Origin of the sequence: Tabrizicola flagellatus, from assembly GCF_008271465.1 — a bacterium.
Lineage (GTDB): Bacteria > Pseudomonadota > Alphaproteobacteria > Rhodobacterales > Rhodobacteraceae > Tabrizicola > Tabrizicola flagellata.
In genome coordinates, this window is the sequence record NZ_VMDU01000002.1 from 303221 (window position 1) to 318648 (window position 15428).

Sequence of the window (15428 nt, forward strand, 5' to 3'; positions counted from 1 at the left end):
CCTGGGTCAGTCAGGCTTGACCCCATTCGCCCTTCCCACAAAATCCACCAAGTGCGGCACATAGTCCTCTGGCCCCGATCCGCCCTGCGCCATCGCGGCGGCGAAGCTGTTCTTCGCCGCGCTGGCCATCGTGGTGGCGACGGTCGCGGCGTTGGCCATGCTCTCGAGGTAGCGCAGGTCCTTGTAGGCGTTCGACAGGGTGAAGCGGTGGGCCTCGCGGTTCCCTTCCAGCGCGTAGCCCATGAAGGTCTGGTAGAAGCCGCAGTCCATCCGGCCGCCGCGGATCACAGAGTCGAAGGTGGCGGTGGAGATGCCGACCTTGGCAGCCAGCGCCAGCGCCTCGGCATAGATCGCCGCGTAGCCGAGCGAGAGGAAGTTGTTCAGAAGCTTCATCCGGTGGCCGTCGCCCACCCGGCCGATGTGGACGATCTTGCCGGCCCAGGTGGCGATGACGGGCTGGATCCGGGCGAAGATGTCGGGGTCCGCGCCGACCATGCAATCGAGCGTGCCCGCCCAGGCCTCTTTCGGCGTGCGCGACAGCGGGGCGTCGGCGAAGTGGACACCCCGCTGTCCAAGGTCGGTGGCGAGGCGTTCGGTGACCGTGGGGTCGGAGGTGGAGCAATCGACGATCACCGCGCCGGGCTTCAGGTGGGGGGTCATCCGCGCCACGGCCTCTGCCACCTGGGGCGAGCCGGGGAGGGTGAGGAAGATGATGGTGGACCGGGCGGCGAGGTCTTCGATCGTGGCCTCGGTCGCGCCCCTGCCGATCAGGTCATCGACGGGCGCGCGGTTGCGGTGGGCGGTGACGGTCAGGGGGTAGCCCTTCTCGACGATGTTCTTCGCCATGCCGTGGCCCATGAGGCCCGCGCCGATGAAGCCGATGTGTTCCTGGGTCATGCCATGTCTCCTTTCGGCGGAGAGTGCGGCAGGGCGGTCGGGTTGACAATCCCGGGCGGGCAGGGCGGACTGGCGGCGCAAGAAGAGGAGGATGCCATGTTCCGTGCGCTGGTGCTGGAGAAGGAAGGCGATGTCGCGGTTGCTCATGTCCGCGAGTTGGAGGACAGCGCGCTGCCGGCGGGCGAGGTGACGGTTGCGGTCGAGTATTCTACGCTGAACTACAAGGACGGACTCGCGCTGTCTCCGAACGGCGGGGGGATCGTGCGGAGCTGGCCGCATGTGGCGGGGATCGACTTTGCCGGGACGGTCGAGGCGTCGGAGGATGCGCGTTACAAGCCCGGGGACAAGGTGATCCTGACCGGCTGGCGGGTCGGTGAAACCCATTGGGGCGGCTATGCCCAGAAAGCGCGGGTCAAGGCGGATTGGCTGGTGCCGCTGCCCAAGGGCCTGACAACAAAGCAGGCCATGGCGGTGGGGACGGCCGGGTTCACGGCCATGCTGGCGGTGATGGCGCTGGAAGAGCACGGCCTGACGCCCGAGAAGGGCGAGGTGCTGGTCACCGGGGCAGCGGGCGGCGTGGGCTCGGTGGCGGTGGCGATCCTGGGGCGGCTGGGGTATCAGGTCGCCGCAGTGACCGGGCGGCCCGAGACGGAGGGCTATCTCCGCGACCTGGGCGCAGCGCGGATCGTGCCGCGGGCAGAGCTGGCCGAGACGGTGAAGCGCCCCCTGGAAAGCGAGACCTGGGCGGGTTGCATCGACGCCGTGGGGGGCGCGATGCTGGCGCGGGTGCTGGGGCAGATGAAGCATGGTGCCTCGGTCGCCGCCGTGGGGCTGGCGGGAGGCGCGGCGCTGCCGGCCAGCGTGATCCCGTTCCTGCTGCGAGGCGTGAACCTGCTGGGGATCGACTCGGTGACGGTTCCCTACGACCGCAGGGTGCGGGCCTGGGGGCGGATCGTCCGGGATCTGCCGATGGAGAAGCTGGAAGGAATGATCCGCCCTGCCCGGCTGGCCGATCTGCCCGAATTGGGGGCGGCGATCCTGAAGGGGGGCGTGCAGGGCCGGGTTGTGGTGGATGTGAACGCCTGAGACCTGTCCACGCAGGACAGGATTCTCAGACCTTTGGTTTCAAGGGCTTGGCCGTAGTCATTAGGATTTCGGCAAGGTTTGCTGGCCCAGTCGGAGCGATGAACCTGCCCGAAGCGTCGGGCTGAAGACCCACCTGCGGGGGGCGACGGTGGGGGTGGTCAGGCCGCCGCCATGCCGGAGCGGATCGTGGCGGCGGTGCGCAGGTAGTGGTCGCGCAGAAGCTGTTCGGCCAGCGCCGCGTCGCGGGAAAGGACGGCGTCGGCGATGGCCCCGTGTTCGGCGTCGATGTCGCGCTTCTGCGGGCCGGCGGCGGTCAGCGCCGGTATGCGGTAGCGTTCGGTCGCGGCATAGAGGCGCTCGAAGAAATCCATCAGCCAGTCCGACCCGCAGGCGGCCAGAAGCGCGCGGTGAAAGGCGTGGTGGCGGGTCTTCAGCTCGTCCACGTCGCCGTCCTCGCGCCGGGCCTGCCGGCGCAGCGCGTAAAGCGCGGCCACGACCGAGGCTTCCCAGGCATCGTCGCCCCGGGCGATCGACAGGCGCAGCGCCTCGGTCTCGATCAGCAGGCGGGCGTTGAGGGCATCCTCGAACTCGGCCAGCGAGCGGGACGAGACGCGGAAGCCGCGCAGCGACTCGGCGGTGACCAGTCGTTCGGCCTGCAGCCGGTTCAGGGCCTCGCGCAGGGGGGAAAAGCCCATGCCGTAGCGTTCCGACAGATCGGCCAGGCGCAGCGGGCTTTCGGGGGCGAAGCTGCCCTCGACGATGTCCTTGCGCAGGGAAACATAGGCTTTTTCGGCCAGCGTCATGATCGCATCCTTGTCCGGGGGCAGCTTATCCAGCGCGCCCGAAACGTGCAATTCGATAATTTTCGAAAATCTGACATGGCATCGAAAATGATTCCGGCATAGTTGGGCAAGCGCCACCAAGGGGAGGGGAGAGCATGGCCACCACGCGCGAGAACCACCGTGAGGATGTGATCGGCCGCGCCAATGTCGAGGATACGCCCGAGCTTCTGGCCTATTACGACCAGCTGGAGGGATTCCATGCCGGCGCCCTGTGGACCGTGGCGAACAAGATCGAGCCCTGGCAGCCGAAGTCGCAGTCGGTGCCGGTGGTCTGGCGGTACAAGGACCTGCGCGACCACGTGATCCGCTCGGTCGATCTGGTGACGCCGGAAAAGGCGGGGCGACGGGTGATCTACCTGTCGAACCCCGGCCGGCAGGACGTGGCGGCGGCGGTGGGCTGGATCTATGCCGGCCTTCAGGTGATGAACCCCGGCGAGGTCGCCAGCGCGCACCGCCATTCGGCCTCGGCGATCCGCTTCATCATGGAGGGGCGCGGGGCCTACACGGTGGTCGATGGCCACAAGATGACGCTCGGCGCGAACGACTTCGTGCTGACCCCGAACGGGACCTGGCACGAACACGGGGTCAGCGCGGACGGCTCGCTCTGCCTGTGGCAGGACGGGCTGGACATCCCCTTCGTCAACGCGATGGAGGCGAATTTCTACGAGGTCCACCCGGACCTGAACCAGGCGGTTGGGTATGCCGTCGATGACATGACGAAGACCTGGGGCAATCCGGGGCTGACGCCCTATGGCGAAAGCTGGCGCAAGGGCTACAGCCCGATGTTCAAGTACGAATGGGCGCCGACCTACGAGGCCCTGACGAAATACGCAGGCTGCACGGATGGCAGTCCGTTCGACGGGGTGATGATGGAGTATGTGAACCCGGTGACGAACGGCCCGGTGATGCAGACGCTGGGGGCCAGCATGCAGATGCTGCGGCCCGGCGAGGCGACGAAGGCGCACCGACACACGGGCAGCTACCTTTACCATGTCGCCAAGGGGCGCGGCCATTCGATCATCAACGGCAAGCGCTTCGACTGGGCCGAGCGCGACATCTTCTGCGTGCCCTCCTGGGCCTGGCACGAACATGTCAACGGCTCGGACCGCGAGGACGCCTGCCTCTTCTGCTTGAACGACCTGCCGGTGATGCGGGCGCTGGGGCTCTATCGCGAAGAGGCCTTCGGGGACAACGGCGGCAGGCAGCCGCTTCTTTAGGGACAGACCATGAAACTTGTGACCTATCGCGCCTCGGTCGAGGGCGCGGCCCGGCTTGGGGTGATCGAGGGCGACAGCGTGATCGACGCGGGCCGGCTTGGCCTGCCCGACAGCATGCTGGGCCTGATCGAGGCCGGACCGGCCGCGTTGCAGGCGCTGCGGACCGCGCTGCCCTCGGCCCCCTGGTGCGCGCGCCTGCCGCTGGTCAACGTGCGGCTCCTGGCGCCGATCCCGCGGCCACGGAAGAACATCTTCGGCATCGGGCTGAACTATGTCGAACATGTCGCGGAAAGCGCGGCCTCGCTCGACACGTCGAAGGACCTGCCGAAGCAGCCGGTGGTCTTCTCCAAGCCGCCGACCACATTGATCGGGCCGGGGGACGCGATCGGGCACGACGCCAGCATGACGAAACAGCTCGACTGGGAGGTGGAGCTTGCGGTCATCATCGGCACCACGGCCCGGCGCGTCCCGCGGACCGAGGCGCTGGCCCATGTCTTCGGCTATTCGGTGCTGATCGACGTGTCCGCCCGCGACAACCGTCGCGCGGGACAGTGGATCTTCTCCAAGGGCATGGACAGCTATGCCCCCTTCGGCCCCTGCATCGTCACGGCGGACGAGATCCCCGATCCGCAGGGGCTGGACCTGTGGCTGACGGTGAACGGGGTGGAAAAGCAGCGCTCGAACACCCGCCACATGCTGTTCAAGGTTGACGAGCTGATCGCCGACATCTCGACCGGGATCACGCTCGAACCCGGCGACATCATCGCCACCGGCACGCCCGAAGGCGTGGGCGCGGGGCGCAGCCCGCAGGAATGGCTGAAGCCGGGCGACGTGGTCGTGGGCCATGTCCAGGGCATCGGCACCTTGCGCAACCCGGTGGTGAATTCCACCCCCGAGGCTTGACCCGCCGCTTTCATCTGTCTGCAAATATCCTCTGGGGGTCCGGGGGGCGAAGCGCCCCCGGGGCCTCCCACCCCAAGCAGAGGCATCCCATGTCCACCCCCTTCACCGCCGCCGTCGTGCAGATGGCCTCGGTCCCGACCGACCCGATGGCCACCGCCGAACAGGCCGCCGCCCGCCTGCGCGAGGCGGCTGCAAAGGGCGCGCGGCTGGTCGTCTTCCCCGAGGCGCTGATCGGCGGCTATCCCAAGGGCGCAAGCTTCGGCGCGCCGGTGGGCCTGCGCAAGCCCGAGGGGCGCGCGGCCTTCGCCCGCTATCACGCCGCGGCCATCGACCTCGACGGGCCCGAGGTCGCCTGCCTGGCCGAGGCCTGCGCCGCAACCGGGGCCTTCGCCGTGGTGGGCGTGATCGAACGCGACGGGGCGACGCTTTACTGCACCGTCCTCTACCTCGACGGCGACAAGGGGCTGGTCGGCAAGCACCGCAAGCTGATGCCAACGGCGGGCGAGCGGCTGATCTGGGGCTTTGGCGACGGGTCCACCATGCCGGTCTTCCAGACCGATCTCGGCACCATCGGCGCGGTGATCTGCTGGGAGAACTACATGCCCGCGCTGCGCATGCACATGTATCACCAGGGCGTCACGCTCTACTGCGCGCCGACGGCGGACGACCGCGACACCTGGCTGCCCTCGATGCAGCACATCGCGCTGGAGGGGCGCTGCTTCGTCCTCACCGCCTGCCAGCACATCACCCGCGCGGCCTACGGGCCGGACCACGAAAGCGCGCTGGGCGACGATCCGGCCCAGGTGATGATGCGCGGCGGGTCGGCCATCGTCTCTCCCCTCGGCCGGGTGCTGGCCGGGCCGGATTTCACCGGCGAGACGATCCTTTACGCCCAGATCGACCCGGCCGAGGTGATGCGCGCCAAGTTCGATTTCGACGCGACCGGCCATTACGCGCGGCCCGACGTGTTCCAGCTGGTGGTGGATACCCGGGCCAAGCCGGCGGTGCGGGAGGTCTGATGCGCTACGACCTCGACCAGGTTCCCGAGCCGATTGCCTACAAGCTTCTGGCCGCGACGGTGATCCCGCGACCCATCGCCTGGGTGGTGACGAAGGGGGCGCAGGGCGTGAACGCCGCGCCCTATTCCTTTTTCAACGTCATGGGCTCGGCCCCGCCGACCATCGCCCTGGGCCTGATGGCTGCGCCCGACCGGGGTTTCAAGGACACCGCGCTGAACATCCTGGAGACAGGCGAATTCGTGGTGAACCTGGTGCCCGAGCGGCTGGTGCAGGCGATGAACCTGACCTCGGCCGACGCCCCGCGCGGGGTGGACGAACTCGCGCTCGCCGGGCTGGAGACGCTGCCCAGCCAGCACATCGCCCCGCCCCGGATCGCCGAAAGCCCCGTCGCCTTCGAGTGCCGCGCGCTGTCCTCGGTCGTGACCGGGCCGTGCCAGACGGTGGTGATCGGCCGCGTCCTCGCCGTGCATATTCAGGATCGCTACCTGAGGAACGCCGAGCGCGCCCACATCGACACCGACGCGCTGGACCTCGTCGCCCGCAGCTTCGGGTCGGACTACATCCGCACCCACGACCGCTTTGAACTGGCGCGGCCGACCTGGGCGGGCTTGCAGGCGGCGGGAAAGGTCTGATCCGGCAGGCCTTTATCGAAAGTCGGAGGATTTTCGAAAATCCTGTTGACAGGCCCACGCCCCGCCGACAGACTTTACTCACAAGTAAAGAAATTCGCAACGCCGCGAATCGTCAACGGGGACGTCGGGATGCTTCAGGAACGCATCGAGGGCAAATGGCTGGCCGCCTTCCGCCGGGTGCTGGCCTTGAACGGGATCGGCAAGGGCACTCCCATCGCCATCCTGTCGGAAACCCAGTCGCGGCCCGTCCTCGTCCATCTGTGCGAACTGGCGGCCTATGACCTGGGCGCCGAGTTCTGCATGATCCAGATGCCCACCCCGCCGCAGACCGCCCCCGTTCCGGTCAAGTCCACCGGCACCAGCTGGGCGATCCAGGGCAACCGCGCGGTGATCGAGGCGTTGAAGCGGGTGGATGTCATCGTCGATTGCACGGTGGAAGGCCTGATCCACGCCCCGGAATGGCCGGAGATCGAGGAAGCGGGCCGCACGCGCCTCTTGGTCATCACCAACGAACACCCGGAAATCCTGGAGCGGACCGAGCCCAGGGCGGAACACGGGCCGAAGGTTGAGCTTGGCATCCGCATGCTGCGCGAGGCGTCCGAGATGCGGGTCACCTCGGCGCTCGGCACCAACCTGGTGGTGGACCTGCGCGGCGCGCCCTGCGGCGGGACGGCGGGGTTCGGGACCACGCCGGGATCGGTCGCGCACTGGCCGGGCGGGCTGTGCCTCGCCTTCCCCGGCAAGAACGCGGTGAACGGGCGGATCGTCATGGGGGTGGGCGACATGAACCTGACCTTCAAGACGTATCTCACCAGCCAGATCGATTTCACCATCGAGAACGACTTCGTCACCGCCATCAGGGGCGACGGGATCGATGCGCTGCACTTGCGCGAATACATGGAGGCCTGGGGCGACCGGAACGCCTACGGGATGTCCCATGTCGGCTGGGGCATGAACCCTGGCGCGCGCTGGGTCAGCGCGGCGATGTACGACAAGCGCGACATGCAGGCGGTCGAGTTCCGGGCGCTGGCGGGGTCCTTCCTGTGGTCCACCGGGGCCAACCAGTATGCCGGCCGCTATACGCTCGGCCATTTCGACCTGCCGATGCGCAACTGCACCATCGCCCTCGACGGGCGCGTCGTCGTGAAGGACGGCGTTCTGCAAGGAGAGCTTGCCCCATGACCATTCAGACCCCCGTTGCCGCGATGCCGATGAGCAGCCCTGCGGATTACTACGACATGTCCCGTGTCCGCCCCGAGGTCGCCGCCGCCATGCGCAAGATCAACGAGATGGGGCCGGTCTTCGCCGCGCGCGCCAAGGCGGTGGATGACGAGGCGTCTTTCCCGACGGCGAACTACCGGGACCTTGCGGATGCGGGGTTCCTGGGCCTGTCGATCCCGCAGGAATACGGCGGCTGGGGCTTTTCCATGGGCGAATACGCCATGGTCGGCGCCGAGATCGGCAAGTATTGCGGGGCGACCGCGCTGACCTTCAACATGCACAATTCCTCGATGGCCTGGTCGCGGTTCATGTACGACATGCCGAACCTGACCGAGGCCGAGCGGGCCGAGTTCGCGCCGCTGCGTGAAAGGCAGTTTCGCCGGGCGATGCAGGAGCGGGCGATCTATTCCCAGCCGATTTCCGAAGGCGGGCAGAACTGGACCTCGAAGCCGAACCAGACCCAGTGCCGCGCGGTCGAGGGCGGCTGGAAAATCAACGGGTTCAAGAAGTTCGCCTCGCTGGCGGGGTATTGCGACTACTACACCATCGTCTGCACCGAGGTGTTCGATGGGCAGGAGCCGCGCCACGAGGACACGATGCTGTTCGTCGTGCACAAGGACACGCCGGGCCTGACGGTGAAGGGCGACTGGGACCCCCTGGGGATGCGGGGGACGAACAGCCGCGACCTGATCCTGAAAGACGTTTTCGTCACCAAGGACGACCTTCTCATGCCGCGCGGCATCTTCGGCAAGACGCTGCCGAACTGGCCGCACATGATGGCCACCCTGTCGCCGACCTACATGGGGGTCGCGCAGGGTGCCTATGACTTCACCATCGCCTACCTCAAGGGCCAGGTTCCCGGCCAGCCGCCGATCGACCGACGGATGTATGCGACCAAGCGCGTGGCGGTGTCGAAGATGTATGCGCGACTTGCCAACATGCGCGCCCTGTGGTGGCAGGCGTTTTCCGAGGCGAAGGGCATGCCCTCCAAGGCCGAGGTGATGCGGATGTATGCGGCCCAGTACAACGTGATGGAGGGGGCGCAGGAGTTGACGGCGCTCGCCATCCGCACCTGCGGCGGGCAGTCGATGCTGCGCTCGCTGCCCTTGGAGCGGATGTATCGCGACAGCCGCTGCGGCGCGCTGATGCTGCCCTATACCTCGGAAATCATGGAGGATTACATCGGGGTCCTCGCGCTGTACGAGATGGACGAGCTGGACAGCGCCCCCGGCGACGAGGGAGGCGCGCGCAACTCGCTCTGGCGGGGCGACGCCGGGTCGCTGAAGGGCCTGCGCTGATGGGGCGCGAGGTCGTGCAGGTCCAGGGCCATGTGGCCCGGGCGCCGGAGGATGTCTGGCGGATCCTGCGCGACTTCTGCGGAGCCTGGCATCCCTGGGTGGCGACGATCCGCGAGGAGCGCGGGCCGCAGGGCGCGCGGGTGCGGTCCTTCACCGTGACGGGCGAAGGTACGGTCTATCGCGAACAGCAGACCTATTTCTCGGACAGCGACCGGGTGCTGGGCTACACGCACCTGGAGGGCATCCGGGACTGCGAGGCCTATGACGCGCGCGTCACGGTGACACCGGCTGGGGACGGCGGCGCCCATATCGGCTGGACCGCGACGATCCGCGCCCCGGCCGGGCGGCTGACGGCGATTGCCGAGGGGACGAAGGCGGTGTTCGAGGCCGGGATCGCGGCCCTGGCCGAGGCGAAGGTGCCCGCTGCACCGGACCTGCCGCCTCCGCCTCTGGCCACGGTCGAGACGCTGATCTTCGACGACCTGCCGCGCCTTGCGCTGAGTGTCACCCCCCCACCCCCTCCCTCCCCCACGCGGGGGGAGGGAGGCTCCCGGCTTTCCGGCACGGGCCCTGCGGCCGCGCCTTCGCACCTCCCCTCCCCCGGCTGGGGAGGGGATGGGGGTGGGGGGCGGCTGGACGACACGCTCTGCCTCTTCCTGCACGGGATCGGTGGCGGGCGGACGAACTGGGCCGAACAGCTGGCCGCCGTGGGCGGGCTGGTGCGGGCGGCGGCGCTGGACCTGCGCGGGTATGGGGACAGCACGCTCGGGCCGCGCCCCTCCACTGTGGACGACTATTGCGACGACATCCTGCGCGTGGCCGAACGGCTGGGGGCACGGCGGCTGGTGCTGGTGGGCCTGTCCTACGGGTCGTGGATCGCCACCTCCTTCGCAATGCGGCATCCCGGGATGCTGGCAGGCCTGGTCCTGTCGGGCGGCTGCACCGGCATGTCGGAGGCAGGGCCGGATGAGCGCGAGGCCTTCCGGGTCAGCCGCGAGGTACCGCTGAACGCCGGCCAGACCCCGGCCGATTTCGCGCCTGCCGTGGTGAAGGTGCTGGCCAGCCCCGACGCCCCGGACGCGGTGCGGCAGCGCCTGTTCGACAGCATGGCGGCGATCCCGGCCACCACCTACCGCGACGCGCTGACCTGTTTCACCAACCCGCTGGAGCGCTTCGACTTTTCCCGGCTGACCATGCCGGTCCTCATGATGACGGGCGAGCACGACCGGCTGGCCCCCCCGGCCGAGATCCGCGGCGTCGCCGGGCGGATCTGGGATGCGGCCCCTCGCCCGGACGTGCGCTTCGAGGTGATCGCGGGCGCGGGCCATGTCTGCAACCTGGAACAGCCCGCGGCCTACAACCGCCCTCTGCTCGACCTGCTGGCGCGGCTGGCATGACCGCCTCGCGCCGCCAGCAGAACCGGCTGAACCGCGAACGCGCGATCCTCGACGCGGCGCTGAAGGTCTTCGCGGCCCAGGGCTATACCGGCGCCTCGATGGACGCGGTCGCGGCCGAGGCGGGGGTGACGAAACCCACGCTCTATTCCTATTTCCCCTCGAAGGACTCGCTGTTCCAGGCGATGATGCTGGGCAAGCGCGACCTGATGCTGGACGTGTTCGAGCACCCTTCCGCGCAGGGCATGGTCGCCGACCTTCTGGTCTTCGCCTGGGCCTATGCCGACACGGTGATGCGGCCCGAGATGCTGTCGCTGGCCCGTCTCATCATCGGCGAGGTGCAGCGGTTCCCCGAGATCGGCCGGGCCTACCAGGCCTCGGGCCCCGACCACCTTCTGCGCGGGATCATGCGCTATCTCGAGGGTCAGCGCCGGGCCGGGCGGCTGGCGTTCGAGGATGCGGAACTGGCGGCGCAGGACCTCTGGGGCCTGATCCTGTCGGCCCCGCGGACCCAGGCGCTCTACATGCCCGATGCGCTGCCCGACCGGGAGACGCTCGCGCGCTACATCCACAACGGCTTGCGGGTGTTCCTGAAGGCCTATTCCACCGCCCCCGAGGTGGACCTGAAACAACTGAAGGCGCTAGAAGACGCCCCATCCCGACAGGTGACCCATGACGCTTGACGACTTCCTCGCCGATCCCGCCAGCCGCTTTGCCACGGTGGCGATGACCGATACCAACGGCCTTTTGCGCGGGCAGATGGTGTCGGCCGGCAGTCTGAAGGGCATCGCGAAGGCCGGGATGGGCATGGCGCCGGCGCAGCTGGCGCTGGACCCGACCGACGTGCACCTGAACCTGCCGGGCGTGAACGACGATAAGGGCGATTTCCACGACGACCCGCTGGTCGTGGACCCTGCCAGCGTCCGGCGGATGCCCTGGGCGAAGCCGGGGCATGACCTTCTGGTGCTGTCGAATTTCTCGGGCACCTCGGCCGAACTGTGCCCGCGCGCAATCCTGTCGAAGGTGCTGGCGCGGGCGGGCGAGGCCGGGTTCTTCCCGAAATACGGGATGGAGCTGGAATACACCCTGTTCGACGAGACCCCGGAAAGCGCCGCGGCCAAGGGCTACCGCAACCTCAAGCCCGCGACCCAGCACGCCAGCCACGACCTGATCGTCTACCAGGCGGTGCAGACCGAATGGTACGAGGCGCTGGCCGCGATCTGCGAGCCGCTGCGCATCGACCTGGCCAAGATGCACGAGGAGATCGGCGCGGGCTTCATGGAGGCCTGCATCGGCGCGGGCGAAGGGCTCGAGCCGGCCGATCAGCTGGTGCTGCTGAAGAACTTCCTGCGCGCGCTGGCGCTGCGGCAGGGCAAGTCCGTCACCTTCATGCCGCGCTGGAACGAGGCGGCGGACAGCCAGTCGATCCACCTGCACATGAGCCTGAAGGACAAGGCGGGCAGGCCGCTCTTCTGGGACGCGGACCAGAAGAACGGGGTCAGCCAGCTGTTCCGCTGGTTCCTGTGCGGGCTTCAGGCGCATATCGGCGACATGACGCTGATCTTCCAGCCGACGGTGAACAGCTACCGCCGCTTTGCCCCCGGCACCTTCGCGCCGCCGGGCCTGACCTGGGGCTACGAGAACCGCACCACCTGTTTCCGGCTCGTGGGCCACGATGCCGGGTCCTTGCGCGTGGAAAACCGCCTGCCGGGCGCCGACACCAACCCGTATCTGACCACCGCCGCGACGCTCGCCGCCGGGGTGGCCGGGATCCTGGGCCAGATCGAGCCCGACCCCGAGGTCATCGGTTCCGGCTATGCGCAGACGCCGTCGCGCGACTTCGCCCGCTCGATGCCCGAGGCGATCGAACGGCTGCGCGGCTCGGCCTTCGCGCGCGACTGGCTGGGCGACCGTTTTGTGGATGGCTTCACCGCCACGCGCGAGGCACAACATGACGAGTTCCGCCGGAAGGTCCCGGACGTGGAACTGCAACGCTTCTTCGATCTTGGGTGACCCGATGCCGGATACCGCCGACCTGCGCGCCGCCTTCCTGGAAGGGATGAGCCGCGCGGCCACCTTCGTCGCCGTCGCCACCACCGATGGCGAGGGCGGCCGGGCGGGGGTGACCGTGTCCTCGCTGACCTCGGTTTCGGCCGATGGCGAGATGCCGTCGCTTCTGGTCTGCATCAACCGGCAGTCGGCGGCGGCGGCGGCGATCCTGCAGAACCGTGCCTTCTGCGCCAACCTTCTGGCCGAGACGCAGCAGGACCTGGCCAACCTCTTCGCCGGGCGCAGCGCCACCGACCGGGCGGAACGCTTCGACCGGGTGACCTGGGAAGCGGGCGCGCTGGGCCAGCCGCTGCTGGCCGGGGCCACGGCGAGTTTCGAATGCCGACTGGCGACCGCGCTGTTGTGGGAGACGCATCACATCATCGTCGGACGGGTGGCTTCGGTGCAGCTTTCGGACAACGCTTCGGCGCTGCTTTACGGCCAGCGGGCCTATCGCAGGGCTATACATCTGGGGGAAGAAAGTTAATCTGTTAAGTAACTGCGGCGCGTCAATGACCGCAGGACCAACACGACCCCGACCCGGCGGAAGTCCGGGCGGTTGTTCAACACGGAGGGACCATGACTGAATTCACCGAAATCGGGCCGAACCGGCTGCGACGCAATTCGCTGGGGCTTCTGGCCGTCACCTTCATGGTGATCTCGGCGGCGGCACCGCTGACCGGGGTGGCGGGGGCCATGCCGCTGGCCTTTCTTCTGGGCAACGGCACCGGGGTGCCGCTGACCTTCCTGCTGCTGACGCTGGTGATGCTGACCTTCGCCGCGGGCTATGTGGCGATGAGCCGCCACGTCATCAACGCCGGGGCCTTCTATGCCTATGCCGCGCGCGGCCTGGGCGGCGGCTGGGGCGGCGCGGTCTCGGTCATCGCGCTGGTGGCCTACAACACGATGCAGTTCGGGCTGATCGGCCTTCTGGGAGGCATCGCGGCCGGGGTGTTCGGGCAGTTCGGGCTGACGCTGGAATGGTGGGTCTACAGCCTGATCGCCATCGTCCTGGTCGGCATCCTGGGCTACCGGCAGGTGGACCTGTCGGCCAAGGTGCTGATCGTGCTGGTGGCGCTGGAATACCTGATCGTGCTGATCGTGGACTTCGCCATCCTGGGCGCGGGCGGTGCCGAGGGCAGCGGACTCGCGGTCAACATCCTCGACTTCTCGGCACTGACTTCGGGCTCGCTGACGGCGGCGATCCTGTTCTGTCTGGGATCCTTCATCGGGATCGAGGCGACCACGATCTACGGCGAGGAGGCGCGCGACCCCGAACGCACCATTCCGCGCGCGACCTACCTGTCGATCCTGATGATCGGGCTGTTCTTCGTCTTCACCACCTGGCTGATGATCGCGGGCACCGGGGCGGACAAGCTGATCGAGACGCTGGGCGGGCTGGAAGACCCGACCGCGCATTTCTTCATCCTCGCCGAGACCTACACCAACCCGACGATCTCGATGCTGGCGGGCCTGCTGCTGGTGTCGAGCCTGTTTGCCGCGCTGTCGGCCTTCCACAACTACATCGCGCGCTATTCCTATGTGGCAGGACGCGACGGGCTCTTGCCGGCCGCCTTCGGCACGACCCACGGCACGCACCAGAGCCCGCATGTCGGGTCGGTGGTGCAGACCGTGGGCGCGCTGATCGTGCTGGCGATCTTTGCCGGGCTGGGGCTGGACCCGATCCTGAACATGTTTACCTGGATCAGCCAGATCGGCACGCTGGGGGTGATCGGGATGATGGCGATCACCTCGCTGTCGGTGATCGCTTTCTTCCGCAAGCAGGGCGGCGGCTCGGCGCTGTCCACGCTGATCCTGCCCGTGATCGCGGGCCTGATCATGGCGGCGCTCTTCGTCTACATCTTCCTGAACTACGGCGACCTGACCGGGACCACGGGCGGATCCTTGAGCTGGATCCTGCCGTCGCTGATCCCGCTGGGGGGAATCGTCGGCTATCTCCTGGCGATGCGACTGAAGTCTGCGAACCCGGACCGGTTCCTGCGGATGGGACAGAGCCAGGGTTGAGACACCTTGCGCCGGGGCGGCAAGCCTGCCCCGGCGGTTCAGAATCCCAGAAGCAACGCCACCAGCGCGGCGCTTCCGACGAGGATGCGCCACCAGCCGAACAGCGCATAGCCGTGGCGGCCGATGTAGTCGAGCACCCAGCGCACCACGATCACGGCGGTCACGAAGGCCACGGCGAAGCCGACCGCGATCTCCCAGACCGCGCCGAAATCCAGCACGTCGCGGTTCTTGAACAGGTCGTAGGCCACCGCCGCTCCCATGGTGGGCAGCGACAAGAGGAACGAGAACTCGGCCGCCGCGCGCTTTTCCACGCCCAGAGCCAGGGCGCCGACGATGGTTGCCCCGGACCGCGACACGCCGGGCACCATGGCCAGGCACTGGCAGAAGCCGATGGCCAGCGACTTGCCGAAGGGCAGGGCCAGCGCATCCCGGTGGACCGGCGCCGGCGCGATCCGGTCGATGACCAGAAGGATCACCCCGCCGAGGATCAGCATGACCGCGATCAGCTCTGGCGTCTCGAACAGCACCGTCTTGATGAAGTCATGCGCCAGCGCGCCGACCACCACCGCCGGCAGGAAGGCCAGCAACAGCGACACCAGCGCCCGCCGCGCCGCATCCTCGTGCCGGGCGCGCAAGAGGAGCCGGGCGATCAGCGTGGCATAGACCGAGAACAGGGCGAGGATCGCACCCAGCTGGATCACCACCTCGAAGGTGCGGCCCTTCGATTCGAAGCCGAGGAAATGGCCGGCGAGCAGAAGATGCCCGGTCGAGGAGACGGGCAGGAACTCGGTCAACCCTTCCAGAAGCCCCAGAAGGGCGGCGGTGATCGTGGTGTCCATGCTGTC

General features: G+C 68.1%; 15 protein-coding genes. 12 read left to right on the top strand and 3 right to left on the bottom strand.

Going from position 1 to position 15428, the window contains the following annotated elements:
• Positions 1-6 precede the first annotated feature (6 nt).
• Positions 7-1044, bottom strand: coding sequence for an NAD(P)-dependent oxidoreductase (locus tag FL625_RS04595; RefSeq protein ID WP_149587448.1), 1038 nt, complete (start codon positions 1042-1044; stop codon positions 7-9).
• On the opposite strand from FL625_RS04595, the gene FL625_RS04600 reads away from it, so the two are divergent.
• Positions 994-1983 (top strand): MDR family oxidoreductase, encoded by a 990-nt coding sequence (locus tag FL625_RS04600; RefSeq protein WP_149587449.1) that lies wholly within the window; start codon positions 994-996, stop codon positions 1981-1983. The genes FL625_RS04595 and FL625_RS04600 overlap by 51 nt on opposite strands.
• Before the next feature lie 158 nt (positions 1984-2141).
• On the opposite strand, the gene FL625_RS04605 is transcribed toward FL625_RS04600, so the two are convergent.
• Entirely contained in the window at positions 2142-2786 is a 645-nt protein-coding gene (locus tag FL625_RS04605) for an FCD domain-containing protein (RefSeq protein WP_149587450.1), read from the bottom strand.
• A gap of 134 nt (positions 2787-2920) precedes the next feature.
• On the opposite strand from FL625_RS04605, the gene FL625_RS04610 reads away from it, so the two are divergent.
• The 11 genes from FL625_RS04610 to FL625_RS04660 all read left to right on the top strand — a co-directional run bounded on the left by FL625_RS04610 (position 2921) and on the right by FL625_RS04660 (position 14583).
• Entirely contained in the window at positions 2921-4042 is a 1122-nt protein-coding gene (locus FL625_RS04610; RefSeq protein WP_149587451.1) for a cupin domain-containing protein, read from the top strand.
• A 9-nt stretch (positions 4043-4051) separates the two neighbouring features.
• Complete coding sequence (locus tag FL625_RS04615) at positions 4052-4945, top strand: fumarylacetoacetate hydrolase family protein (protein ID WP_149587452.1); 894 nt, start codon at positions 4052-4054, stop codon at positions 4943-4945.
• A gap of 89 nt (positions 4946-5034) precedes the next feature.
• Positions 5035-5964 carry a carbon-nitrogen hydrolase family protein gene (locus FL625_RS04620; protein ID WP_149587453.1) on the top strand — a complete coding sequence of 310 codons (930 nt, stop codon included), beginning with the start codon at positions 5035-5037 and terminating at the stop codon, positions 5962-5964.
• Positions 5964-6596 (top strand): flavin reductase family protein, encoded by a 633-nt coding sequence (locus FL625_RS04625; protein ID WP_149587454.1) that lies wholly within the window; start codon positions 5964-5966, stop codon positions 6594-6596. The genes FL625_RS04620 and FL625_RS04625 overlap by 1 nt, the downstream gene beginning before the upstream one ends.
• Before the next feature lie 129 nt (positions 6597-6725).
• Complete coding sequence (locus FL625_RS04630) at positions 6726-7778, top strand: 2,5-dihydroxypyridine 5,6-dioxygenase NicX family protein (protein WP_149587455.1); 1053 nt, start codon at positions 6726-6728, stop codon at positions 7776-7778.
• A complete protein-coding gene (locus FL625_RS04635; protein WP_235019313.1) occupies positions 7775-9115 on the top strand; it encodes an acyl-CoA dehydrogenase family protein in 1341 nt (446 codons plus the stop codon). Before FL625_RS04630 ends, FL625_RS04635 begins: the two co-directional genes overlap by 4 nt.
• The gene (locus tag FL625_RS04640) at positions 9115-10512 is read left to right on the top strand and encodes an alpha/beta fold hydrolase (RefSeq protein WP_149587456.1); all 1398 of its coding nucleotides are present in this window, start codon (positions 9115-9117) and stop codon (positions 10510-10512) included. Before FL625_RS04635 ends, FL625_RS04640 begins: the two co-directional genes overlap by 1 nt.
• Positions 10509-11192, top strand: coding sequence for a TetR/AcrR family transcriptional regulator (locus FL625_RS04645; RefSeq protein WP_149587457.1), 684 nt, complete (start codon positions 10509-10511; stop codon positions 11190-11192). The genes FL625_RS04640 and FL625_RS04645 overlap by 4 nt, the downstream gene beginning before the upstream one ends.
• The gene (locus tag FL625_RS04650) at positions 11182-12522 is read left to right on the top strand and encodes a glutamine synthetase family protein (protein ID WP_149587458.1); all 1341 of its coding nucleotides are present in this window, start codon (positions 11182-11184) and stop codon (positions 12520-12522) included. The genes FL625_RS04645 and FL625_RS04650 overlap by 11 nt, the downstream gene beginning before the upstream one ends.
• Positions 12523-12526: 4 nt before the next feature.
• A complete protein-coding gene (locus FL625_RS04655) occupies positions 12527-13045 on the top strand; it encodes a flavin reductase family protein (RefSeq protein ID WP_160147731.1) in 519 nt (172 codons plus the stop codon).
• Positions 13046-13137: 92 nt separating this feature from the next.
• Complete coding sequence (locus FL625_RS04660) at positions 13138-14583, top strand: APC family permease (RefSeq protein ID WP_149587460.1); 1446 nt, start codon at positions 13138-13140, stop codon at positions 14581-14583.
• 38 nt (positions 14584-14621) lie between these two features.
• Here the strand turns inward: FL625_RS04660 and FL625_RS04665 are convergent, their stop codons facing one another.
• Positions 14622-15422, bottom strand: a complete 801-nt coding sequence (locus FL625_RS04665) for an undecaprenyl-diphosphate phosphatase (RefSeq protein WP_149587461.1) — start codon at positions 15420-15422, stop codon at positions 14622-14624.
• Positions 15423-15428 lie beyond the last annotated feature (6 nt).

Coding starts and splice junctions, on each gene's coding strand:
- FL625_RS04600 (WP_149587449.1), top strand. CDS start 994: ATGTTCCGTGCGCTGGTGCTGGAGAAGGAAGGCGATGTCGCGGTTGCT.
- FL625_RS04595 (WP_149587448.1), bottom strand. CDS start 1,044: ATGAGCAACCGCGACATCGCCTTCCTTCTCCAGCACCAGCGCACGGAA.
- FL625_RS04605 (WP_149587450.1), bottom strand. CDS start 2,786: ATGACGCTGGCCGAAAAAGCCTATGTTTCCCTGCGCAAGGACATCGTC.
- FL625_RS04610 (WP_149587451.1), top strand. CDS start 2,921: ATGGCCACCACGCGCGAGAACCACCGTGAGGATGTGATCGGCCGCGCC.
- FL625_RS04615 (WP_149587452.1), top strand. CDS start 4,052: ATGAAACTTGTGACCTATCGCGCCTCGGTCGAGGGCGCGGCCCGGCTT.
- FL625_RS04620 (WP_149587453.1), top strand. CDS start 5,035: ATGTCCACCCCCTTCACCGCCGCCGTCGTGCAGATGGCCTCGGTCCCG.
- FL625_RS04625 (WP_149587454.1), top strand. CDS start 5,964: ATGCGCTACGACCTCGACCAGGTTCCCGAGCCGATTGCCTACAAGCTT.
- FL625_RS04630 (WP_149587455.1), top strand. CDS start 6,726: ATGCTTCAGGAACGCATCGAGGGCAAATGGCTGGCCGCCTTCCGCCGG.
- FL625_RS04635 (WP_235019313.1), top strand. CDS start 7,775: ATGACCATTCAGACCCCCGTTGCCGCGATGCCGATGAGCAGCCCTGCG.
- FL625_RS04640 (WP_149587456.1), top strand. CDS start 9,115: ATGGGGCGCGAGGTCGTGCAGGTCCAGGGCCATGTGGCCCGGGCGCCG.
- FL625_RS04645 (WP_149587457.1), top strand. CDS start 10,509: ATGACCGCCTCGCGCCGCCAGCAGAACCGGCTGAACCGCGAACGCGCG.
- FL625_RS04650 (WP_149587458.1), top strand. CDS start 11,182: ATGACGCTTGACGACTTCCTCGCCGATCCCGCCAGCCGCTTTGCCACG.
- FL625_RS04655 (WP_160147731.1), top strand. CDS start 12,527: ATGCCGGATACCGCCGACCTGCGCGCCGCCTTCCTGGAAGGGATGAGC.
- FL625_RS04660 (WP_149587460.1), top strand. CDS start 13,138: ATGACTGAATTCACCGAAATCGGGCCGAACCGGCTGCGACGCAATTCG.
- FL625_RS04665 (WP_149587461.1), bottom strand. CDS start 15,422: ATGGACACCACGATCACCGCCGCCCTTCTGGGGCTTCTGGAAGGGTTG.